Origin of the sequence: Nonomuraea sp. NPDC050394 (genome assembly GCF_044459065.1) — a bacterium.
Lineage (GTDB): Bacteria > Actinomycetota > Actinomycetes > Streptosporangiales > Streptosporangiaceae > Nonomuraea.
On record NZ_JBITIO010000002.1, the window covers coordinates 540,460 to 562,098 of the forward strand.

The 21,639-nt window shown below is 72.9% G+C and carries 15 protein-coding genes; 8 read left to right on the forward strand and 7 right to left on the reverse strand.

Going from position 1 to position 21,639, the window contains the following annotated elements; translation table 11 throughout:
• Nucleotides 1-42 precede the first annotated feature (42 nt).
• The 5 genes from ACIBKY_RS10585 to ACIBKY_RS10605 are packed head-to-tail and all read left to right on the forward strand — an operon-like array spanning nt 43 to nt 7,136.
• A complete protein-coding gene (locus tag ACIBKY_RS10585) occupies nt 43-1,593 on the forward strand; it encodes a (2,3-dihydroxybenzoyl)adenylate synthase (RefSeq protein WP_397096194.1) in 1,551 nt (516 codons plus the stop codon).
• Nucleotides 1,593-2,954 carry an isochorismate synthase MenF gene (locus ACIBKY_RS10590; RefSeq protein ID WP_397096196.1) on the forward strand — a complete coding sequence of 454 codons (1,362 nt, stop codon included), beginning with the start codon at nt 1,593-1,595 and terminating at the stop codon, nt 2,952-2,954. Before ACIBKY_RS10585 ends, ACIBKY_RS10590 begins: the two co-directional genes overlap by 1 nt.
• Complete coding sequence (locus tag ACIBKY_RS10595) at nt 2,951-4,711, forward strand: ABC transporter ATP-binding protein (protein ID WP_397096197.1); 1,761 nt, start codon at nt 2,951-2,953, stop codon at nt 4,709-4,711. The genes ACIBKY_RS10590 and ACIBKY_RS10595 overlap by 4 nt, the downstream gene beginning before the upstream one ends.
• The gene (locus tag ACIBKY_RS10600; RefSeq protein ID WP_397096199.1) at nt 4,708-6,420 is read left to right on the forward strand and encodes an ABC transporter ATP-binding protein; all 1,713 of its coding nucleotides are present in this window, start codon (nt 4,708-4,710) and stop codon (nt 6,418-6,420) included. The genes ACIBKY_RS10595 and ACIBKY_RS10600 overlap by 4 nt, the downstream gene beginning before the upstream one ends.
• Before the next feature lie 41 nt (nt 6,421-6,461).
• Nucleotides 6,462-7,136 (forward strand): TetR/AcrR family transcriptional regulator, encoded by a 675-nt coding sequence (locus ACIBKY_RS10605; protein ID WP_397096201.1) that lies wholly within the window; start codon nt 6,462-6,464, stop codon nt 7,134-7,136.
• Nucleotides 7,137-7,482: 346 nt separating this feature from the next.
• On the opposite strand, the gene ACIBKY_RS10610 is transcribed toward ACIBKY_RS10605, so the two are convergent.
• Together ACIBKY_RS10610 and ACIBKY_RS10615 are read right to left on the reverse strand one after the other, a co-directional pair.
• Entirely contained in the window at nt 7,483-7,626 is a 144-nt protein-coding gene (locus ACIBKY_RS10610) for a hypothetical protein (protein WP_397096203.1), read from the reverse strand.
• An 8-nt stretch (nt 7,627-7,634) separates the two neighbouring features.
• On the reverse strand, nt 7,635-8,045 hold the full coding sequence (locus ACIBKY_RS10615; protein ID WP_397096204.1) for a hypothetical protein: 411 nt from the start codon (nt 8,043-8,045) through the stop codon (nt 7,635-7,637).
• A 186-nt stretch (nt 8,046-8,231) separates the two neighbouring features.
• Between ACIBKY_RS10615 and ACIBKY_RS10620 the strand changes: the two genes are divergently transcribed.
• Entirely contained in the window at nt 8,232-9,443 is a 1,212-nt protein-coding gene (locus tag ACIBKY_RS10620; protein WP_397096206.1) for a helix-turn-helix domain-containing protein, read from the forward strand.
• Between the two features lie 182 nt (nt 9,444-9,625).
• On the opposite strand, the gene ACIBKY_RS10625 is transcribed toward ACIBKY_RS10620, so the two are convergent.
• The gene (locus ACIBKY_RS10625) at nt 9,626-12,685 is read right to left on the reverse strand and encodes an amino acid adenylation domain-containing protein (protein ID WP_397096208.1); all 3,060 of its coding nucleotides are present in this window, start codon (nt 12,683-12,685) and stop codon (nt 9,626-9,628) included.
• Nucleotides 12,686-12,795: 110 nt separating this feature from the next.
• Between ACIBKY_RS10625 and ACIBKY_RS10630 the strand changes: the two genes are divergently transcribed.
• Complete coding sequence (locus tag ACIBKY_RS10630; protein ID WP_397096210.1) at nt 12,796-15,603, forward strand: type I polyketide synthase; 2,808 nt, start codon at nt 12,796-12,798, stop codon at nt 15,601-15,603.
• A gap of 530 nt (nt 15,604-16,133) precedes the next feature.
• Here the strand turns inward: ACIBKY_RS10630 and ACIBKY_RS10635 are convergent.
• From ACIBKY_RS10635 to ACIBKY_RS10645, 3 genes are all read right to left on the reverse strand, one after another.
• Nucleotides 16,134-16,274 (reverse strand): hypothetical protein, encoded by a 141-nt coding sequence (locus tag ACIBKY_RS10635; RefSeq protein ID WP_397096212.1) that lies wholly within the window; start codon nt 16,272-16,274, stop codon nt 16,134-16,136.
• Nucleotides 16,275-16,616: 342 nt separating this feature from the next.
• Nucleotides 16,617-16,766, reverse strand: coding sequence for a hypothetical protein (locus ACIBKY_RS10640; protein ID WP_184963740.1), 150 nt, complete (start codon nt 16,764-16,766; stop codon nt 16,617-16,619).
• A gap of 262 nt (nt 16,767-17,028) precedes the next feature.
• Nucleotides 17,029-18,408: a MarR family transcriptional regulator gene (locus ACIBKY_RS10645; protein ID WP_397096214.1), complete on the reverse strand. Its 1,380-nt coding sequence runs from the start codon at nt 18,406-18,408 to the stop codon at nt 17,029-17,031.
• A 634-nt stretch (nt 18,409-19,042) separates the two neighbouring features.
• Here ACIBKY_RS10645 and ACIBKY_RS10650 point away from each other — a divergent pair.
• A complete protein-coding gene (locus tag ACIBKY_RS10650; RefSeq protein ID WP_397096216.1) occupies nt 19,043-19,999 on the forward strand; it encodes a helix-turn-helix domain-containing protein in 957 nt (318 codons plus the stop codon).
• Between the two features lie 499 nt (nt 20,000-20,498).
• Here the strand turns inward: ACIBKY_RS10650 and ACIBKY_RS10655 are convergent, their stop codons facing one another.
• Entirely contained in the window at nt 20,499-21,512 is a 1,014-nt protein-coding gene (locus tag ACIBKY_RS10655; RefSeq protein WP_397096218.1) for a polysaccharide deacetylase family protein, read from the reverse strand.
• Nucleotides 21,513-21,639: the final 127 nt, after the last annotated feature.

Here is a 21,639-nt window from a genome sequence, read left to right on the forward strand (position 1 = left end):
AAATCGGGAACCCCGTAGACATCGGGCGAGAGGACGGGTTCTGTGCTGGACGGGTGCGTGCCCTGGCCGGAGGAGTTCGCGGAGCGATACCGCGCCGCCGGGTACTGGAAAGACGAGACGCTGGGCGAGATGTTGCGCGCCCGGGCGCGCGAGCGCGGCGAGCGGCCCGCCCTGGTCGTGGGACAGGAGAGATACACCTACGCGGAGCTTGACGCCCGGGCCGACCGGGTCGCGGCCGGACTGCTCGCGCTGGGCATCGGACCGGGCGACCGGGTCGTGGTCCAGCTGCCCAACACCGCCGGCTTCGTCGCGCTGATCTTCGGGCTGTTCCGGCTCGGCGCGCTGCCGGTGTTCGCGCTGCCCGCCCATCGCTCCAGCGAGATCGGGTACTTCTGCGCGTTCACCGGCGCGGCCGCGTACGTCATCCCCGACGAGCCCGAGTACCGCGAGCTCGCCGAGGAGGTCCGCGCGGACCTGCCCGAGCTCAGGCACGTGCTGACCGCGATCCCGGAGGCCGACCCGGTCGAGCTGCCCCGGCCCGACCCGGCGGACGTGGCGCTGTTCCTGCTGTCGGGCGGCACCACGGGCGTGCCCAAGCTGGTCCCCCGCACCCACCAGGAGTGGGCCTACAGCGGGCGGGCCGTGGCCGAGGCCTGTGACTACGACGCGAGCACGGTTCACCTGGTGAGCCTGCCGCTGGGCCACAACTGGCCGCTGACCCACGGGCTGCTGGCCACCATCCACGCCGGCGGCACGCTCGTGCTGGCCTCCGGGCCGAGCCCCGACGAGACGTTCCCGCTGGTCGAGCGGGAGGGCGTGACCGAGACCGGGCTCGTGCCCGGCGTCGCGCTGCTCTGGATGGAGGCTGCCGAGTGGGGCGAGCACGACCTGTCGAGCCTGCGGCGGGTCACGATCGGCGGCTCCAAGCTGAGCGACGAGCTGGCCACCCGGGTCGAGCCCGCGCTCGGCTGCCGCCTGCAGCAGGCGTTCGGCATGGCCGAGGGGTTGTGCGGCTTCCACCGGCCCGCCGATCCGCCCGAGGTGGTGCTGGTCAGCCAGGGGCTGCCGGTCTCGCCGGCCGACGAGACGCGCGTGGTCGACGAGGATGACCGGGACGTGCCGCCGGGCGAGATCGGGCAGCTGCTGGCCCGCGGTCCCTACACGATCCGCGGCTACTACCGCTCCCCCGAGCACAACGCGCAGTCCTTCACCTCCGACGGCTTCTACCGCACCGGCGACCTGGTCCGCCTGCTGCCCACCGGCCACGTGGTCTTCGAGGGCCGGGTGAAGGACCAGATCAACCGCGGCGGCGACAAGATCGCGGCCGAGGAGGTCGAGAACCACCTGCTCGCCCACCCGAAGGTCCGCCAGGTCGCGCTGGTCGGCGTGCCCGACGAGGTGCTCGGCGAGCGCGGCTGCGCCTGCGTGGTGCCGCGCGGCGAACCGCCGACGCTGGCGGAGCTGGCCGCGTTCCTGCACGAGCGCGGGCTGGCCGCCTTCAAGGTGCCCGACCGGCTGTGGATCCTGGCGGAGTTCCCCCTCACCCCTCTCGGCAAGGTCAGCAAGAAGGCCCTGACCGCCATGGTCACCTGATGCACGCCGGATTCGAGGAGGTCTGCGCCAAGGCCGCGGCCGAGGCCAGGAACGCCGGGCACCCCGTCCTGGCGCTGTGGCGCGAGGAGATCGAGCGGGTGGAGCCGCTGCTGCCGTCCGCGCCGTCGCGCAGCACGTTCTTCTGGTCCTCGGGGGACCTCACGGTCCTGGCCATGGACCGCGCGATCGCCTTCCCCGCCGAGGGCCGGAACCGCTTCGCCGAGGTGCGCCAGGCGTGGGAGCGGGCCGCGCGCACGATGGTCAGCGGCGGCCCCGGCGATCGCGCCACGCCCGCGCTGGTGGGCGCGTTCTCCTTCGGCGAAGGCCCCGGCTCGCTGATGTGGGTGCCGCGCGTGCTGGTCGCGCAGCGCGCCCACGGCCCGGCCACGCTGTGCCTGGCCGCCCGCGCCGACCCGGTCCACGGCGTCGAGGACGATGCCGCCCGTACGGCCTGGCGCGCCGTCAGCTGGCTGGCCGGCACCGTCGTACGGCCCTGCCCGCCGCTCCCGGTCACCGGCGCCGCCATCGAGGAGCTGCCCACGGCCGAGGAGTGGAAGGCGATGGTGGCGCGGGCCGTCGGCCACATCGAGGCGGGCCGGTTCAGCAAGGTCGTGCTCGCCCGCCGGCTGCGGGTACGCCTGCCGTACCCGCCGGATCTGGGCGGGCTGCTGCACACGCTCGTCGGCGCCCAGCCCGGCACGACCGTCTTCGCGGCCGGGACCGGCACGCGGACCTTCGCCGGAGCCACCCCCGAGCGGCTGGTGGCGGTGCGCGGCGGGTGGGCGGAGACGATGAGCCTGGCCGCCACGCTGCCGCGCGGGAGCACCGGCGGCGACGACGCCCGGCTGCGCGCGGAGCTGCTCGGCGACGCCAAGTGCCGGCGCGAGCAGGCCATCGTCACCGACATGCTGCGCGGCGCGCTGTCGGAGGTGTGCCATGAGGTGGAGGCGCCGGACGAGCCGGAGGTGCTCGACCTGCCGCACGTACGGCACCTGCACAGCCGGGTGCGCGGCCGGATCGCCGACCCGGAGACGACCGGCGTGCTCGACCTCGTGGAGCGGCTGCATCCGACGCCCGCCGTCGGCGGCCACCCCCGCGCGGAGGCGCTCGGCTGGCTGCGCGCGGCCGAGCGGTTCGACCGGGGCTGGTACGCCGGCCCGATCGGCTGGGTGAACGCCGACCACGAGGGCGACTTCGCGGTCGCGCTCCGCTCGGCGCTGCTCGACGGCAGCGTCGCGACCCTCTTCGCCGGCTGCGGCATCGTCGCCGGATCCGACCCGGAGCGGGAGCTGGCCGAGACGTGGCTGAAGTTCCGGCCCATGCTGTCCGCTCTCCTCAACGACCAGGGAGGCCCCCGATGAGCGATCGCGCGGCGCTGATGGAGCTGATGGCGCCGATCCGCGGCCGGGTGGTGGTGGCGTCGGCGCTGCAGGTGGTGTACGCGGTGTCGGCGCTGGTGCCGTTCGTGTGCGTGGCGGAGCTGGCCAGGGAACTGCTGGCGCCGGGCCCGCCCGACGGCGCACGCGTCTGGGCCATCGCGGCGGTGGCGATCGGCGGCCTGCTGGTGCGCTTCCTCGCCTTCGGCGCGGCCGGCGCGATCATGCACTTCGCCGACGCCGACCTGCAGCTGCACCTGCGCAGGCGGATGGCCGCGCACCTGGCCAGGGTGCCGCTCGGCTGGTTCACCGACCGCAACTCCGGCCAGGTCAAGAAGGCCGTGCAGGACGATGTCAGGGAGATGCACCACCTGGTCGCGCACGCGCTGCTCGACCTGCTGGCGGCCGTGGTGACGCCGCTGGCGGCGCTGGCGTACCTGCTGACCGTGGACTGGCGGCTCACGCTGGTGACGCTGCTGCCGGTGCCGCTGTTCGCGGTGGCCTTCGCGGTGATGATGCGCGGGTTCGGCGAGCAGATGAGCCGCTGGGCGGAGGCGAACGAGCGGATCAACGCGGCGGTCGTCGAGTTCGTGCGCGGCATCGCGGTGATCAAGACGTTCGGGCAGACCCAGCGCTCCTACCGGCGCTTCGCCGAGGCGGTGGACGACTTCGCCGACTTCTTCGGTGCCTGGGTACGGCCGATGCTGCGGCTCAGCGGGCTCAGCATGGCGCTGATCTCGCCGCCGACGATGCTGCTCGTCGTGCTGGCCGGCGGCGCGCTGTTCGTCTCGCAGGGCTGGCTGGCCGCGCCGGACGTGCTGCCGTTCGCGCTGGTCGGCGTGGGGCTGACCGCGCCGTTCCTGACGCTCGACATGGGCTCGATGCGGCTGCGCAGAGCGGCGGAGTCGGCCGGGAAGGTCGCCGCGCTGCTGGACAGCCCGGTCCTGCCCGAGCCCGAGGAGCCGGTCGCGCCGCAGGGCCACCGGGTGGAGTTCCGCGGCGTGGGCTTCTCCTACGACGGCCAGACGCAGGTGCTGCGCGAGATCGACCTGGTCATGGAGCCGGGCACGGTCACCGCGCTGGTCGGCCCGTCGGGGTCGGGCAAGTCGACGCTGGCCAAGCTGCTGCCCCGCTTCCATGACGTCACCGAGGGCGCCGTCCTCATCGGCGGGCGGGACGTGCGGGCGATCGGCTCCGACCAGCTCTACCGGCACGTGGGCTTCGTCTTCCAGGAGGTGCAGTTGCTGCGCGCCCCCGTCGCCGCCAACATCGCGCTCGGCCGCCCCGGCGCGAGCGCGGAGGAGATCGAGCGGGCGGCCAGGGCGGCGCAGATCCACGATCGCGTCCTGGCCCTGCCGCGCGGCTACGACTCGGTGATCGGCGAGGACGCCCACCTGTCCGGCGGCGAGGCCCAGCGGGTCTCGATCGCCCGCGCGCTGCTGGCCGACGCGCCCATCCTGGTGCTCGACGAGGCCACCGCGTTCGCCGACCCCGAGTCGGAGTCGGCCATCCAGGACGCCCTGTCGACCCTGGTCGCCGGGCGCACGCTCCTGGTCATCGCGCACCGGCTGTCCACGATCACCGCGGCGGACCAGATCCTCGTGCTCGACGGCGGCGCCGTGGGCGAGCGCGGGACGCACGCGGACCTGCTGGCACGGGGCGGACCCTACGCCCGCCAATGGGCCGCCTACGCCCGCGCGAGCGAACGCGACTGGACCCACGACGAGGAGGTCGTCCGATGATCCGCAGCCTCACCGCCCTCCTGGGCGCGCGCTTCCGCCGGCAGCTCGCCATCACCGCCGTCTACGCCGTCCTGCAAGGGCTGACGTTCGCGCTGCTCGTACCGGTCCTGCGGGCGCTGCTCGGCGGGCAGTCCGCGACGGGCTGGCTGGCCGTCTTCGCCGCCGTCGTCGCCGCCACCGCCGTCGCGCACTACATCCAGTCACGGTACGGCTACGCCGTCGGTCTGTCGGCCATGCGCGGCCTGTTCCACCGCATCGGCGATCACGTGGCCACGCTGCCGGTCGGCTGGTTCAGCGGCGACCGCGTGGGCCGGCTCGGGCAACTGGCGGGCAAGGGCGTCATGGACGTCATGAGCGTGCCCGCCCACCTCATGCAGGTGCTGGTGACCGCGGTCGTCACGCCGGCGACCGTACTGGTCTGCATGCTCTTCTTCGACTGGCGGCTGGCCCTGGCCGCCCTGGCCACGGCGCCGCTGATCTGGCTGGCCTTCCGCTGGACGGCCGCGCTCGTGCAGCGCAACGACGCCGCCATGCACGACGCCGCCGCCGAGGCGGGGGACCGGGTCGTGGAGTTCGCCCAGCAGCAGGCTGTGCTGCGCGCCTTCGGCCGTACCAGCGAGGGCTTCGAACTGCTGGACCAGGCGCTGTCGCGGCAGCGCACCGCGCTGCGCAGGCTGCTCGGCACCGCGCTGCCCGGGCTCGGCGCGGTCGCGCTGTCGGTGCAGCTCGCCTTCACCGTCACGCTGATCGCCGGGTGCGCGCTCGCGCTCGGCGGCTCGGTGGACGTACCGGAACTGGCCGGGGTGCTCGTCCTCGCCGTGCGCTTCACCGAGCCGCTGCTGGCCGCGGCGGACGTGGGCGCCGAGCTGCGGCTGGCGCGGGGCAGCCTCGCGCGCGTCAACGAGCTCCTGGACACGCCCGCGCTGCCCGAGCCCGGCTCGCCGAAGGAGCCCGCCGTACCGTCGGTGGAGCTGGAGGACGTCGGCTTCTCCTACGGCGACGCGCCCGTCCTGCACGAGGTCTCCTTCACCGTGGCCCCCGGCACCATGACCGCGCTCGTCGGCCCGTCCGGCTCGGGCAAGACCACGCTCACCCGGCTCATCGCCCGCTTCTGGGACACCGGCTCCGGAACCGTGCGCGTCGGCGGCCAGGACGTGCGCGAGCTGTCCACCGAGCGGCTCATGGGCATGGTCTCCATGGTGTTCCAGGACGTCTACCTCTTCGAGGGCAGCGTCGAGGACAACATCCGCCTCGGCCGCCCCGCCGCCACCGACGAGGAAGTACGCGCGGCAGGGCGGGCGGCGCGCGTGGACGAGATCGTCGAGCGGCTGCCCGGCGGCTGGCAGACCCGGGTCGGCGAGGGCGGCGCCACCCTGTCGGGAGGCGAACGCCAGCGTGTCTCCATCGCCCGCGCCCTGCTCAAGGACGCCCCGATCGTGCTGCTCGACGAGGCCACCGCCGCGCTCGACCCCGAGAACGAGGCGGCGCTCGTCGACGCCCTGTCGGCGCTGGCCCGCGAGCGCACGCTGCTCGTCATCGCGCACCGGCTGCAGACGATCGCGCGCGCCGACCAGATCGTGGTCCTGGAGGCCGGGCGGGTGGCCGAACTCGGCACCCACGACGAACTGCTCGCGCGCGAGGGGCGCTACGCGGCGTTCTGGCGGGAACGGTCGCGGGCACAGGGGTGGAGGCTGGCCGGGCGGGCGTAGGGGTGGAGGCCGGCCGGGCGGGCGTAGGGGACAATGGGCCCATGGCCGAGGAACGACCCCAGTGGCGGGTACTCGGCCGCCCCCGCGGGCGGCCGCCCCGCATCACGCGCCCGGCCATCGCCGACGCCGCCCTGGCCGTCGGCTTCGACAACCTGACGCTGGCCACCGTGGGCGAGCGCCTGCACGTCAGCCACTCCGCCCTCTACCGGCACGTGACCGACCGGCAGGAGCTCGTCATCCTGGCCATCGACCGGGCCATGCAGCGCGCCGAATGGCCGCGGCCCACCGGCGACTGGCGGGCCGACCTGCGCGAGCAGGCGTGGGCGATCTGGCGGCTGCTCGACGCGCATCCGGGGCTCATCCAGGAGTTCCTGCGGCTGACGCGGTTCCCCTCGCAGATCATGCTGCGGTTCGGGGCGGCGGTGCGGCTGCTCGTCTCGTGCGGGTTCACGCCGGAGCGGGCGTTCCTCGCGGTGGACACGGTCTTCGACCTGACGGTGGACGTGTTCGGGCGGGGCCAGCAGATGGACCGGCCCGCGGCGGACGGGCCGGTGCGGGTGGCGACGGCGGACGCGTGGGCGGAGGGGGTGGGACCCGAGATCGAGGCCCTGATGCGCGCCGCGCTCAACGAACCGGCGGCGACCTGGTTCGACCGCAAGCTCACCCTCGTCCTGGACGGCATCACCGCCTCCCTCGCCCCCGAAACCCCCGCCTGATCCCCCTCACACCCTTCCGCCCCGGAGACCCGGACCCGGCGCCGGACCCTCGAAGGCCGCCGCCCTTCCTACGGCAGCTCACCGCGCGCTCGCTGCCGCCGCTGAGCCTGATCAGGACCGTGCCCGCCACGCCGCGGCACCCGCGCCTCCTGGAGCCGGTACGTGCCCGCCAGGCTGGACCTCGCACGCGAAGGGCGGGGCCGGCGGCAGCGCACCACCGGATACCTCTCACGTGACCTCCTTCTGAAGATCGTTCTGCGCGGCGAGCGCCTTGGCGGCCCATTCCCGGCTCGGGTGATACCTGACCGCGACGCTCGGCTTCAGGGCAGCCAATTGTCCATCCCTGTCATGCCAACTCCATTTCGCCCATGGCGGTGCACATCAGGTCGGCGTGCTTTCCGGCGAACGGGTGAACGGCCACAGTGCGCATTCCGGCGACCGAAATTCCCGGCGCCGAATCCTCGAAGACAACGATGTCTTCGGGGCGCAACCTCGGGACTATTTCGGCGAGGCACCCCATCGCCGTGATATATCCCTCCGGGTGTGGTTTTCCGTGCGTGTCAGCATGGTCGCGAACAGGTGGGTGAGTCCCGCGAGCCCCGGCACAGGCTCCACCTCGGCGCGCGGGCGCGGCGACGGGGCCGGCGGCAGGTGGACGGCGAGGCGCCGGATCAGGACGGCCGCGCCGGGCCGCGCCGGCGACACCGTGCGCGGGCGAGCCAGGTCACGCCCCAGGCGGGCTGGGCCCGGCAGGCCGAGCCCCGTGCCCGGCTCCACGGCGGCGGTTTCGGCGTGGGCGAGATATTGCGGTTCGCCGGCGATGGTGCCGTTAAAGTCGAAGGCGACCGCGCGTACTCCACAAAGACCGCCAATCGCCCGCGACGCCCCCGCTATCCCCGCGAGTGTCATGACTTACACATTTACCGGCATACCACCAACCCTGCAGCTTCTGTGTGCGGCAGCACGTGCCCATTGCAGCGTGTTGCCAAGGTCACATCCCGTCATCGATGACCGACATCACGTTGCCATTTCTGGCACAATGTGATTAGTTTCTGACACAATGCACACGCCTCATAATGTCTGCTGAGAGAAGGAATGCTCGCTCAACCAGCCTTCGGCCACCGCCTCAGGGCGCTCCGTCTCGAACGCGGGCTGTCCCAGGCCGCGCTCGCCGCCGGCGGGTTGTCCACCGGCTATCTCTCCCGGCTGGAGTCCGGCGCCCGCCCGCCCACCGCCCGCGTCGTCGAGCACCTGGCAGAGCGCCTCGGCGTCCCGGTGTCGGCCTTCGACGCCGCGCACGAACCGCAGTCGCTGGCCCAGGTGCTGGCCTCGGTGACCTCGGCGGAGGAGACCGGCGACCCGGGCGAGGCCCTGGCCGACGCCCTGCGCGCCGACGACCGTCTCAACCCGGCCCTGACCTGGCAGGCGATGTGGCTGCTCGCCCGCATCCGCGGCGGCCAGGGCCGCCACGACGAGGAGCGGGAGCTCCTGGGTGAACTGGTCGCGCTGAGCGACAGTCTGGGCTCGCCCGAACTGCGCGCCCGCTCGCGTACCGAGCTGTCGCGGTGTGTGCAGGCCCTCGGCGACAACACGCGGGCCCGCGACTACGCCCACGACGCCCACATGCTCTCCCCCGATCTGTCCACCGCCGACCGGGCCGGCGCGCTGCAGGCGCTGGTCTCGGCCGAGGCGGAGGCCGGCCGGCTGGCCGAGGCCAGGGCCCACGCCGACGAGTTGTGCGAGGTGACGGAGCAGGCCGGCGGCACGCTGTTCATCAAGGCGCTGTGGGCCACGGCCACCGTCCGCATCCGGCAGGGCGACTACTCCGGCGCCCTGGAGGCTCTGGAGCGCGCGTTGCACGGTCTCGACAGCCGGGGCGACCTGCAGCTGTGGATGCGGCTGCGGCTGGCCGCCGCCTCGCTCTACCTGCAGATCACCCCGCCGCTGACCGACCGGGCCGCGGCCAGACTGGACGAGGTCGGTCCGGTGCTCGGCCTGGTCGGCACCGACCTGCACCAGCAGCAGCTGCTCACGCTCCGCGCCCACCTGGCCTTCGAGGAGGGCCGGATCGAGCAGGCCCGCGAGCTGGTCGAACGGATCGGCGAGGCGGGCGAGCTGCTGTTGTCCTTCCGCGACCGGATCAGGTTCCAGGCGCTGCGCAGCCAGCTGCTCATCCTCGACGGCCAGGTCGAGGAGGGCAACACCGCGCTGCGTACCCTCGCCACGCAGGCGCAGGAGGCGCTCAACGTCGAGCTGGCGGCCGAGATCTGGAAGATCCTGGCCACCACGCTCTACAGCAAGGCCTGACCGTCGGCGCCGGTGTGGCGGGCCAGGCACCACTTCCGCAACACCCGCGACCGGCACCCCGTCCCCGCGGCCATGGAACGACAGCGCCGCCTACGCCCCGGCAGCAGGCTATGGGTGGACATCACGATGTCGTCTTGATCGTCAGGAAGCACGGCGGGGCGGCGGCCCGATCGTGGGTGCCGTCATGGCCGGGCTCCTGACGGAATGGTGTGGAGGCGGTCGGTGAAGCGTTTGGCGAACTCCTCGGCGGTGCTCTCCGCGACGGTCTGCGGCCGGTAGGAGACGACCATCCGCAGGCCGCCGTCCTCACGGGGCCACAGCTCCGTGTGCAGCTCAAGCGGCAGTTCCAGGTACGGCTGCCGCACGAACGCCGTCCTGAGCCCGCTCAGCGCGAGCCCGGCAGGCGCGTTGTCCTGCAGGGCGAAGAGCGTCTGGTAGATCGGCGGCCGGTCGGTGCGCGGCGGGTTCACCAGCCGCAGCACCTCGGGGAAGGGCACGTCCTGGGCGGCGAACGCTCTGGCGACGACGTTCCCGGTCTCCCTCACCGCGGCCGGGCCGCCGTCCAGCGCGCCGCCGCGCAGGCGGACGCCGAGCATGTTGACGTGGCAGCCGACGACCCGGTCGAGGGCCGGGCCGTACCTCTGGGCGATGGGAACGCCGACGGCGAAGTCGCGCTGGCCGGTCACCTCGGCGAGGCTGCTCGCGCACAGCGCGAGCAGCGCGGCGAAGCGCGTGACGCCGAGCCGGGCGGCCAGTTCGCCGACCCCGGCCACGACGGCGGGGGCCAGCGGGCTTTCCAGGTGGCGGGGGCCGCGGGCCAGCGGGTCCACCTCGTCGGCGGGCCAGCGCAGCTCGGGGACCGCGGTGAGCTCTTCGAGCAGGTAGTCGCGGTGCTCGGCGAGGTCGGCGGCGACCGGGTGGCGGCGCGGGCGCGGCGCGGGACCACAGTGGCCGTGGTTGTAGGCGTCGGCCAGGTCGGCCGCCAGGACGGACTCCGACCAGCCGTCGAAGGCGATGTGGTGGACGGCGACGCCGAAGACGGCCAGGTCCGGCGCCACGGGGACCAGCGCGGTGCGCCACACCTCGCCGCCGGTCAGCTCCAGCGGGCCGGCCAGGGCGGCGCGTAACTCGCGGACGGCGGCATCGACGTCCGGCCGCGCCGCGAGCACCTCCAGGGGCGGGGGCGGGATGTCGGGCGAGGTCCACGCGGCGGGCCTGGGGTCGGCCAGGTACACGGCGCGCAGCGGCTCGTGCCTGCGGTGCACGGCGGCCACGGCCGCCTCCAGGGCGGCGCGGTCCAGCTCGCCCTCGACGACCCAGGTGAGCAGGCAGTGGGCGGTGCGGTCACCGGGTGAGACCAGGTGCTTGGTCAGGTAACCGGCCTGCATGGGGGTCAGGGGGACGACGTCGCAGGCGGCCGGGGCGCCGTCCCGGCCGTCCCGGCCCTCGGTGGAGCGCAGCCAGGCGGCCAGGGCGGCGGCGGTGGGGTGGCGGTAGATGCGCGAGACGGGGACGGGCCGTTCCAGGCGGGCCGACAGCCGGGCGCAGACCCGCCCGGCGTCCAGCGAGTCACCGCCCAGCTCGACCAGGGGGACGTCGCGGGGGACGTCCCGCCTGCCGAGGACCTCGCGGAAGACGGCGGCCACGAGCTGCTCGACGGGATCGCCGGCGACCGCCTCGATGCCGGGTCCGGCCTGGGCCGCGGTGCCCGGCGCCATGGCCAGGAGGGCGGGTTCGTCGAGCTTGCCGCGTTCGGTCACCGGGAAGGCGGGCACGCTCACCACCGCGGCGGGGCGGTGGTAGGGGGCCAGGACCAGGTTCAGGGCGCCGAGTGCCGCGTCGAGCGGGTCCCCGGGGGTTTCCGGCACGCAGAACGCCACCAGGTCGCGGGCGTCGCCGCCGTCGCCGGGCCGGGGCAGTACGCGGCAGTGCCGTACGGCGGGGAGGAGGCGTTCGACCTGGCGCTCGATCTCGGCGGGCTCGATGCGGTGGCCGCGGATCTTGACCTGGCGGTCGGCGCGGCCGCGGAAGTGCAGCAGGCCGTCGGGGCTCCAGACGCCGAGGTCGCCGGTGCGGTAGACGCGGGTGCGGCGGCCGCCGACCCGCACGTGGGTGAACCTGGCGCGGGTGAGTTCCTCGTCGCCGAGGTAGCCGAGGGCCAGGCCCTCTCCGGCGATGCAGATCTCGCCGGTCTCGCCCACGGCGCAGGGGCGGACGCCGTCCAGGACGTGCACCTGGGTGCCGGGGACCGGACGGCCGAGCGGGATGCCGCCGGGGCGTTCGCAGTCGGCGGCGGTGACGCGATGGGTGGTGGCGAAGACGGTGCTCTCGACGGGGCCGTAGCCGTTGAGCAGCACGATCACCGGGTGCCTGCCGACGAACCTGGCCACGTGCCCGGCCGACAGCCGCTCGCCACCGATCATGACCTGGCGCAGGCCGTGGAAGGCGTCGACGTCCTCGTCGACGATCATGTTGAACAGGCTGCCGGTGAGCCAGATCGTGTCCGTGCCGTGGGTCTCGACGGCCGCGCGCAGGCAGCCCGCCGACAGGTAGGGCTCCTCGATGATCAGCGAGGTGCCGCCGTTCAGCAGCACCGACCACAGCTCAAGCGAGAAGGCGTCCCACGGGGCCGGCGCGGCCAGCGGCATCACCGTGTGGGCGCCGAAGCGGGCGAACCCGTCGTGCTGGAAGAGCCGGGCCGTGGCCCAGTGCGGGGTGAGCACGCCCTTGGGCCGCCCCGTCGTGCCGGAGGTGAAGAAGACGCACGCGGGGTCGCCGCCGCTGACGGCGGCCGGCCGGTACCCGTCCGGTACGGTGACCGGCCCGTCCGGCGGCGACCACACCGGCAGCCCGAGGTCGGGGCAACCGGCGTCCGGCCAGCACACCACCAGCCCGGCGGCCAGGTCCTCGGTCGCCTCGGTGAGGCGGCGCGCGGGCCAGGCCGGGTCGAGCAGCGCGTAGGCGGCCCCCGTCTTCAGTACGGCCAGCAGCGCGATCACCAGCTCGATGCTTCTCGGCAGCAGGATGGGCACGCGGGCGCCCCGGGTCACTCCGGCCTCCGCCAGCCGGGCCGCCCACGCGTCGGCGGTCCGGTTGAGCTCGCCGTACGTCACGGTGGTGTGTCCCGACACCAAGGCGGGCGCGTCCGGTCGTGCCAGTGCCGTCCGCGCGAGCACCTCGTGCAGGCCTTCGCTGAGCGAGGCGCATGGGCGCCCCGTCGTCCAGCTCGAATCTGGCTGCACGGTTTCCACTCCCCTCATGTGCCACCGCTTTCCCACATTATTGCCAAAAGATTGCCATACGGTTGGCAAATCCGGCAAGCTGTTGCCGACAGTTCCCGGGAGGTGCGCTCATGGCCCGCGACCGATCGTTCGACATCGCCGTGACGGGAATCTCCGCCAGGTTCCCCGGCTCGAAGGACCTCGACGCGTGGTGGGCCGCGCTGACGTCGGGGAAGGTGCTCACCACGCGCTACGACAGGGCGGCGCTGCTGGCCGCCGGAGTGCCGGCCGCGCTGGCCGACGACCCCGGCTACGTGCCCGTGCGCGGCCACCTCGACGGCGCCGACCGCTTCGACAACACGCTCTTCCGGGTCAGCGCCCGCGAGGCGCAGCTCATGGACCCGCAGCACCGCCTCATGCTGGAAGCGGCATGGGCGGCGCTGGAGGACGCCGGGGCCGGACGGCCCGGCGAGGGCTCCCGCACCGGCGTGTACGCCTCCGGCGGCGGCAGCGGCTATCTGCGCAGCCTGGTCACCGGCCGTACGCTCGACCCGGCCACGCTCGACCAGGTCATCCACGGCACCGAGCCCGACTTCATGGCCGGCCGCATCGCCTACAAGCTCGGCCTGACCGGGCCCGCCATGGCCGTGCAGACCGCCTGCTCGTCCTCGCTGGTCGGCGTCCACCTGGCCGTGCGGGCGCTGGGCGCCGGCGACTGCGACCAGGCCGTCGTCGTGGCGGCGGGGCTCGGCTTCCCGCAGGCCGGGTATCTGTGCGTGCCGGGCGGGATCCAGTCGGCCACCGGTTTCTGCCGGCCGTTCGACGCGCGGGCCGACGGCGTGGTCGCCGGGTCCGGGGTGGTCTGCGTGGTGCTGCGGCGGCTGGCCGACGCCTTGGAGGACGGGCCTTCGCCGTACGGGATCATCCTCGGCACGGCGATCAACAACGACGGCGCGGCCAAGGCCGGCTACCACGCCCCCTCCGTGACCGGGCAGGAGTCCGTGATCAGGTCCGCGATGGGCGCGGCGGGCGTCGGCGGCGAGTCCATCGGCTACCTGGAGGCGCACGCGACCGGCACCCGGGTCGGCGACCCCATCGAGTGGTCGGCGGCCTCGGCGGCGCTCAGGGGCATGGGCGCCCGGCCGGGGCAGGTGGCGGTGGGGGCGCTCAAGGCCAACATCGGCCACCTCGACGCGGCCGCCGGACTCGCCGCCCTGGTCAAGGCGTTGCTGGTGGTGCGCGAGGGCGTCGTGCCGCCGGTGGCCGGGTTCACCAGGATCAACCCGCTGCTGGAGACCGGCGACTCGCCCCTCCGGGTGCCGGAGGAACTCGCCGCCTGGACCGGGCCGCTGCCGCGCCGCGCGGGGGTCAGCGCCTTCGGCATCGGCGGCACCAACGCCCACGTCATCATCGAGCAACCCCCCGCCCGCCACGACGCCTTCTCCCCCTCCGGCGGCGCGGACGGAGCGCCTGCGCGCCTCGTGCTGGTGTCGGCGGCCGACCGTGAGGCGCTGGACCGGGCGGCGCGCCGGCTGGCGGGCCACCTGGCCACCCGTGAGCCCGATCTGGCCGACGTGTCCTTCACGCTGGCCGCCGGCCGGGCGGAGCTGCCGGAGCGGCTGGCGGTGTCGGGGCGCACGGCCGCCGAGGTCGCCGCGGCTCTGCCGGACGGCGCGGCCCGGGGGCGCCGCCCGGCGGACGGGCCCGCTCCGGTCGTCTTCCTCTTCCCCGGCCAGGGCAGCCAGCGTCCGGGGATGGCGGTGCCGTTCGCGCGGTCGCTGCCGGGCTTCCCCGCCGCGCTGGCCGCGTGCCTGGACTGCTTCTCACCGGAACTCGCCGAGCGGGTCGAGCGGGCGCTGCTCGATCCCGCCTTTCCCGCCGCCGGCCTGCGGGAGACCGAGCTCGCGCAGCCGTCGCTGTTCGCGCTGGAGCACGCCGCCGCCACCGCCCTCATGGCCTTGGGGGTACGGCCGGCGTCCCTGATCGGCCACAGCCTCGGCGAGATCACCGCCGCCTGCCTGGCCGGGGTGTTCACGCTGCCCGACGCGGCCCGGTTCGTGGCCGTGCGGGGCAGCGCGATGCAGGGCTGCCCGCCCGGAGCCATGATCGCGCTCGGCTGCCCGGAGGCGCGGGCCACGAAGCTGGCCGCCGAAGCCGGGGTGGACCTGGAACTGGCCGCGGTCAACTCGGCCGGCTCCTGCGTGCTGGGCGGCACCGTCGCCGCGGTCGAACGCTTCGAGCTGGCCCTGGGCGACAAGGTCTCCCATCGCAGGCTGTGTACTAGCCACGCCTTCCACACGCACCTGGTCCAGCCCGCGGTGCCGGAGTTGTCGATGGAGCTGACCGGCATCCGGCTGCGCCGGCCCGTACTGCCCTACGCGGCCAACAGCACCGGGCGGGTGATTCCCGCCGGAGTGGTGGTGAGCCCGGAGACGTTCATCGATCAGGCCCGCCACACCGTACGCTACGCCGAGGCCATGGCCTCCACCGCCCTGTCGCTGCCCGGCGCGGTCGCGATAGAGATCGGCCCCGGCACCACACTGTCGGCCCTGGCCGCGAACCTGGTCACGGTCCCGCTCTCCCCCGGCCATGCCTCTCCCCACCCGGCTTCCCACCCGGCATCTCTCTCGGCTTTCCACCCAGCTTCCCGCTCGGCTTCTCTCTCGGCTTCTCTCTCGGATTCCCGCTCGGCCGACGAGGTGCTGAACGCCCTGGGCCGGCTGTGGACCCTCGGGCAGCCGCTCGATCCGCGCGCCCTGTGCGGGGCCGGGCGGCGCGTACATCTGCCCACCTATCCGTTCGCGGGGCCCCGATGGGTGGCTCCGGAAGCCGCCGCCAAGGAACCCGACCTCGCCCCGCCCGTCGCCGAGGGGCCCTCCTGGGACGGCGTCCCGATGGATCGGGCCTCCGACGCGCCCGCGGTGCCGGCCGGGCTCTGAGCGGCCGCGACGGGCCCATGACAGGCGCTCCGGCATCCCCCGGCGCCCAGTCCTCACGTGGGAGACATCGCCCCGGCGCCCGGTCCAGTCGTGCGCCGGCCTTGCCAGGCTTGTGCCCATGACCTTGCCATGTGGGTCGCCTCCCGCTGGGCCTGGCCTTGCCATGTGGATGCCCTGTGGCCCGGTGGGTTGGCGGGGCAGTGGGTTGGCGGGGCGGCGGGTTGGCGGGGCGGGGTTTCGGTGGTCTTGGGCAAGACAGCGCCCGCGCGGCCTGGGGGTGGCGGCGCGGGCGCTGGGTGGATGGCTCCGCAGGGCTGCCTGCGCGAGCGCGTGGGCGGGTCAACGCGGGCGTGCGGCGTCGGCCTGCGAAAGCGATCCGGGTGTGGCGGTGATCCAGGTGTGACGACGATCCGGTGCGGCGGTGATCCCGGTGCGGTGATGATCCCGGTGTGGCGGTGGTCCCGGTGCGGTGATGATCCGCGAGTGGCGGTGACTCGTGGCCGGCCGGGGGGTACACGGCCGGGTCGGGCTTACGGCCAGTCGATCTCCACGCCTTCTGGCAGCGTGGCGGCGACCCGCGAGAGGTCGGGTTGTACGGCGGGCACCCTGGAGGCGCCCGGATCCCGCGACGGGTCGGCGTGCGTGTCGACGGGAGTGATCCTCGTCTTCATGTCCCTGCTCCCTCGGGCGAAGACTCCTGTGAGGAGCGCCATGAGGGCGGTGGCCATCGCGATACCAAAGTATCCCCCTGAGGACAGGCGATGCTCCCAGGTACGGCTACCTGCCGCGGCGGCGGGGAAGGCGCAGGGGTCCTGGACACGGATCCCGGTCGCGGAACGCGGCTCGTGCGGACCTTCCATCGGAACCCCCGAATGGCAACTGCACCCGAATTTCACAGGAAAAGTTCAGTTTTCTCGCGCCCCCGGCGCGCGGGCCCGGGATCCGATCAGCGAGGTGCATCGTCCCGGGCTTTTTCACGAATGCGACGGCGTTCCGCCGGCGATTCCGAAAGGTCAGCCCCAGCCATTCGTGTCCTTGTCGGCCGTGGTCGTGTTGGGCGGCGCCGCGGCATAGGCGGCGGAGGACACCGCGGCGACGGAAGAGAAGGCGGCGGCGCTGATGATGATCGGGAGGGCGATTCGCTTGGCCATCGTGCTGATCATTGTTCTTCCTCCTTCGTGCATTTCCTGAAGCCCTTGCTTCGCTTTTGATTCTCGGCCGCCGCAATGCCGAAATCGAGGTTTTCAGGTGTCAGCACCCTGCAATGGCAGGACCGTGTCAAAGGGTCCAAGAGACGGGCATGCGAATATCCCGGGCCAATTGAACGCGCACTTAACGCAAGGCGAAAGCGCGCCCAATGGCCCGGGAACGTCCTGCAACCCCGGCGGGCCGGACACCGGCGAACCGAATGGCGTTCGGAAACCGCTATCCGCGACCGAGGCCGTCGAGCATGGAATTCCACGCGAGGTCGAAGCCCTCGGCCAGGCACCCGTCCAGGACGGCCTCGCCCCGCCCCGTGCCGACCTCCATCTCGGGCGACATCCAGGCGGCCATGGCGGCCAGCTCGGCGCTCACCCGGCCGGGGAAGCCCGGCAGGCCGGCCAGCCTGCCGATGAACACCACCAGTTCCGGCCGGGTGATCGCCGAGACCGCGACGAGGAGCCTGGCGGTCAGCACCGCCATCTCCGCCACGATCCGCAACGCGTCCCCGTGCCCCCGCTCGGCGGCTCGCACCAGGTCGTCCAGCGACAGTTCGTCGAGGCCACGGGTGGTCAGGATGCGTTCCAGGTCGGTCTGGACCGGGCCGTCGGCCGGCCGTTCGCACACCCGCCGTTCGGCGGCGCCCGACATGCGGCCGGCGAGCGTCAGCGCCTCGGGGACGCAGACCGGCACGGGTGACGCCCGGAGCCGGCCGTCCACGATCAGGCCGATCTCGATGGAACGGCCGACCGCGACGTAGACCATGTCCCTGGCCTCACGCCGGTCGCTGACGCGGTACTTGTAGAGCATCTCCATCTCCACCGCCCGCCTGGCCAGGTAGTTCGGCCCGAACAGGCGGCCGAGCGCGCGGTCCACGGCGGCGTGGCAACTGGTGCCCTGCGGGCTGGGCGCCACCTCGCACGGCGGCGCGGAGAAGCCCGCCACCACCCACGTGAGGTCCTCGCGGGCGATGCCGGCCTGCTTGCAGACCAGGTCGACGGTGCGCATGAGGTCGTCGAAGCACTCGGCCTCGTTCTCGCCGCGCAGCGCGGAGACGCGGGTGACCCGCGTGTCGCCGTCCAGCCGGGAGACCGCCCACTTCGCGAGACCGTCGCGGACGTCGACACCCATGACCCAGCCGGCCTCGCGCCGTACGCGGAAGAGGGTGGCGGCCCGCCCGGGGCCGCCATCCTGCTTGCCGTAGCGCTCGACCAGGCCGTTGTTCTCCAGATTCATGACCGCCGAGGAGACCGTCGGCTTGGACAATCCGGACACCCTGGCCAGTTCGGCCCGAGAGACCCGGCCGAGGTGGCGGATCAGGTCGAGGACGTACCGCTCGTTCATCTGGCCGATCACGCGGGGACCGACACCGCGCACCCTGACCGAAGGAAGCTCCGTGGCACCCGTTTCAGGGAACTGCGGGACCGGCACCGCCGCCCAGTCGGAAATGATGATGTCCTCCGCCTGGTCGACGATCGTGGCCATGCACTGCGTTATGACCCAATCGCCGCGTCCGGCCATGTCAAGCGCCTGCTGGCAGATCTCGACGGCCTTGGCCTCCGCTTCCAGAAGCGTCGCCTGCAGGAGGAAAAAGACCACGTTCATGCCGTCTGGTTCTGCTCTTACGTGGAAATGCTCCAGGCCGCTCGCGCGGCCGACGAAGCTCCGCAGGGAGAGTTCGAACCGTTCTGCGTTGGCTCCAGGTGACCGCCCGCTCAATCGGGCCGTGACGATATACACTATTCATCAATCCCTGATTAAAACCGCAGCACTTTCTCCCGGTCGATCTCCACAAGTATATGGCGGCGCATATTCGAAGGGCAGCATGCTGCCGTGTCATGAAGCTGCGGTGGCAGGGTGCTGCCAGCCTCCCCGGCCCTGACCGGCCTGCCGTACTCGCACGAACACACTCTGTGAGGACGAGCGGGTAGAGGACGACGTCAGCACCTACGGCGAGCCCCGCGGGCCCGGCGCGAAGCGCGCCGGACGGGAGGTGGATCAACGGCTTACCAGCGCAAACGGAGCCCGCGGCGGCCGGCCTATCTGGACCTCCTATTTCTCACCGCGGTAAAGCACGAGCCGGGCTCGCCAAACTGGCGAAAAGTGGCCAAAGGAAAGGGCCATGTCAAGATTGCCAAAGTAGAATCCCCACGGGAGACTCAACGTCCAACGATGCCCGTTGGCAGCTTCGGGAGGCGGCGTGTTCGAGTCCATAGGTTTGGGCCCAGACGCAGCTACGTTGTACAGCGCAATCCTGGACAACCCTCAGTACGGAGTGAACGACCTGGCGAACCTCCTCGGCTGGCCGCCGAGACGAGTACGCCACATCCTCGACGAGCTGGCCGAGTTATCGCTGGTACGCCCGTCGTGGGAACATCCGGAAACCCTGCTGGCGGTGACCCCCGCGGTGGGGTTCTCCACTCTCCTGGCCCGCCAGGAGCAGGAGCTTCTCCAGCGCCAGCAGGAACTGGCCGCCAACCGGCGGGCGGTGATGGAGCTCATCGAGCAACATTCGAGACAGCGTGCGGCCCAGCACCCCGAGGTTGACCATTTGACCGGCCTCGACGAAATCCGCACCCGCATCGAAGAGCTCGCCAACACCTGCCAGACCGAGCTGATGGCCTTCGCGCCCCGCGGCGCGCAGACCAGGGAGGCCATGGAAGCCAGCCGCCCGCTCGATCAGGCCATCCTCGACCGCGGCGTCCTCATGCGGACGATCTACGTGCAGAGCATCTACAACGACAGCTTGACCCTCGAGTACGCCCACTGGCTGACCGAGGCCGGCGCGCTGGTGCGCACCTACGGGGCTCTCTCCCAGCGGCTGCTCATCTACGACAGGGAGAGCGCGCTGGTGCCGGTCAACCCGGAGGAAGAGACCATGGGAGCCGTCCTCATCAGGGGGACGGGGATCGTCAACGCGCTGTGCGAGCACTTCGAGTCGGTATGGGAGAACTCCGCCGAACTCGGGGCCGGGCAGCCGCGCCGCCAACGAGAGGAGCTGACCGCGCAACAGCTGGCCGTACTGCGCCTGCTGGCCGACGGCCACACCGACGAGACCATCGCCCGCCGCCTCGGCGTCTCCATCCGGACCACGCGCCGGATCACCGCCGAGCTCATGACGATCCTGGGGGCCCGAAGCCGCTTCCAGGCCGGCGTCCGCGCCACGGAACGCGGCGTCCTCCGCTCCGACCCCTGACCCTTCCCCACCGATCAGACGCCCGGCCCGCATCTCACGCCCGGCCGCGCCTCATACCCACCCGGAACCCCGCTCTCCCGGTCCTCGCCTCACCGGGTCGGCGGCGGATCCCCTTCTCACCGGGTCCTCGCCGCACACCGCGACCACCCCACCACCTCCGCCCCGCCCCGTGCCGCCGCACGCCCAAGGGGAAGCCCCTTCCACCATCCGAGCCCGCGACGGGCCCCACCGCCATGCCCAAGCCGCCCCACCGCCATGCCCGAAAGCCCTCAGCACCGCTATGCCCAAGCCGCCCCGCTATGCCCGAAAGCCCTCAGCACCGCTATGCCCGAGCCCTGGGCGCCGGGTGACCGCGCCCGGGGCCTCGGGGCGCACTGGCCGGAGGCGCCAAGGCAAGACCGGGAGGCAGGACATGCGGCAGGCGTCCGGGCAGGTCACGGTCATCCTGGAAGCCGGCATGGCGCTCCCGGCGCTCACCTCATTCCCCCGGTCGTGATGCTCAGGCCGGATTCTCCACGGTCTCGGTCTCGGTCACGGGCTGGGCCAGCTTGTCGACCGGCACGAAGCGGTGCCCGCGCTCCAGCAGGCCCTCGATCAGCGCCGGCAGCGCGGCCACGGTGTTCGAGCGGTCGCCGCCGCCGTCGTGCAACACGATGACCGAGCCGGGCCTGGTGCTCTTCAGCACGTCGGTGGCGATCTTCTCCGGCTCCGGCATCGCCCAGTCGGCGGCGGCGGCGTCCCACAGCACGGTGGTGACGCCGTGGTCGCCGAGCCAGCCGACGACCTCGGGGCTGCGCCCGCCGTACGGCGGGCGGAAGTAGCGGGTCGGGGTGCCGCCCGCGGCGTCGATCGCCTCGTTGGTGCGCTCGATCTGCTCTTCGAGCTGCGAGCGGGTGAGGTCGGGCAGGAAGGCGTGCGACCAGGTGTGGTTGCCGATCAGGTGGCCGGCCTCGGTCATGCGGGCGATCTCCTCGGGGTGCGCCCCGGCGTGCAGGCCGACGCAGAAGAAGGTCGCGGGCACGCCGTACCTGTCCAGGACGTCGAGGACGCCTCCGGTGTACGGCGGGTGCGGCCCGTCGTCGAAAGTCAGGGCGATGTCGGGGTGCTCGCGCGAGCCGTTGCCGAACAAGCGGCCGGCCCGCCTGAGCGGCCGCTCGGCGGCGACGCTGCGCGCGATGCCGGCCCGGAGTTCGTCCAGGCGGCCGGTGAGCGTGCCGTCGGCGATGCCGAGCCTGGTCAGCTGTGCCAGGTCGCGCCTGGCGGTGTCGGCGAGGGCGGACGCGGGCACCGAGGCGAGGATCGGCCGCCGGGCGAGCATCCAGGGGTCGGCGCGGTAGACCTCGACCCCGGCGGCCATGAGGCTGCCGTCGAGGACTCCGTTGGTGCTTTCCACGACGGCCACGAGGGGCTGCTCCGGTCCTCGGGCCAGGCGGCGGAGGTAGGCGACGATGCCGTCGCGCTCGTCCGCGGCGAACCTGGCCGGGGAGCGCGCCGCGCGCCCCGTCTGATCCATGACCTCGACTTCGTAGCCTGCGGAATTCCAGGAGACTCCGGCGTAGAGCATCACTTTCTTCCGTCCTCTGTGCTTGCCCGTCGTTGCCTAAATGTTGTCATGAGTTGCCAAGCCTGACAATAAAGTG

What these genes read in the sequence shown, in the direction of transcription:
- ACIBKY_RS10620 (WP_397096206.1), top strand. Translation starts at nt 8,232, where the DNA reads ATGCTCGCTCAACCAGCCTTCGGCCACCGCCTCAGGGCGCTCCGTCTC.
- ACIBKY_RS10600 (WP_397096199.1), top strand. Translation starts at nt 4,708, where the DNA reads ATGATCCGCAGCCTCACCGCCCTCCTGGGCGCGCGCTTCCGCCGGCAG.
- ACIBKY_RS10630 (WP_397096210.1), top strand. Translation starts at nt 12,796, where the DNA reads ATGGCCCGCGACCGATCGTTCGACATCGCCGTGACGGGAATCTCCGCC.
- ACIBKY_RS10605 (WP_397096201.1), top strand. Translation starts at nt 6,462, where the DNA reads ATGGCCGAGGAACGACCCCAGTGGCGGGTACTCGGCCGCCCCCGCGGG.
- ACIBKY_RS10590 (WP_397096196.1), top strand. Translation starts at nt 1,593, where the DNA reads ATGCACGCCGGATTCGAGGAGGTCTGCGCCAAGGCCGCGGCCGAGGCC.
- ACIBKY_RS10615 (WP_397096204.1), bottom strand. Translation starts at nt 8,045, where the DNA reads ATGACACTCGCGGGGATAGCGGGGGCGTCGCGGGCGATTGGCGGTCTT.
- ACIBKY_RS10640 (WP_184963740.1), bottom strand. Translation starts at nt 16,766, where the DNA reads ATGATCAGCACGATGGCCAAGCGAATCGCCCTCCCGATCATCATCAGC.
- ACIBKY_RS10595 (WP_397096197.1), top strand. Translation starts at nt 2,951, where the DNA reads ATGAGCGATCGCGCGGCGCTGATGGAGCTGATGGCGCCGATCCGCGGC.
- ACIBKY_RS10655 (WP_397096218.1), bottom strand. Translation starts at nt 21,512, where the DNA reads ATGGATCAGACGGGGCGCGCGGCGCGCTCCCCGGCCAGGTTCGCCGCG.
- ACIBKY_RS10635 (WP_397096212.1), bottom strand. Translation starts at nt 16,274, where the DNA reads ATGAAGACGAGGATCACTCCCGTCGACACGCACGCCGACCCGTCGCGG.
- ACIBKY_RS10645 (WP_397096214.1), bottom strand. Translation starts at nt 18,408, where the DNA reads ATGAACGTGGTCTTTTTCCTCCTGCAGGCGACGCTTCTGGAAGCGGAG.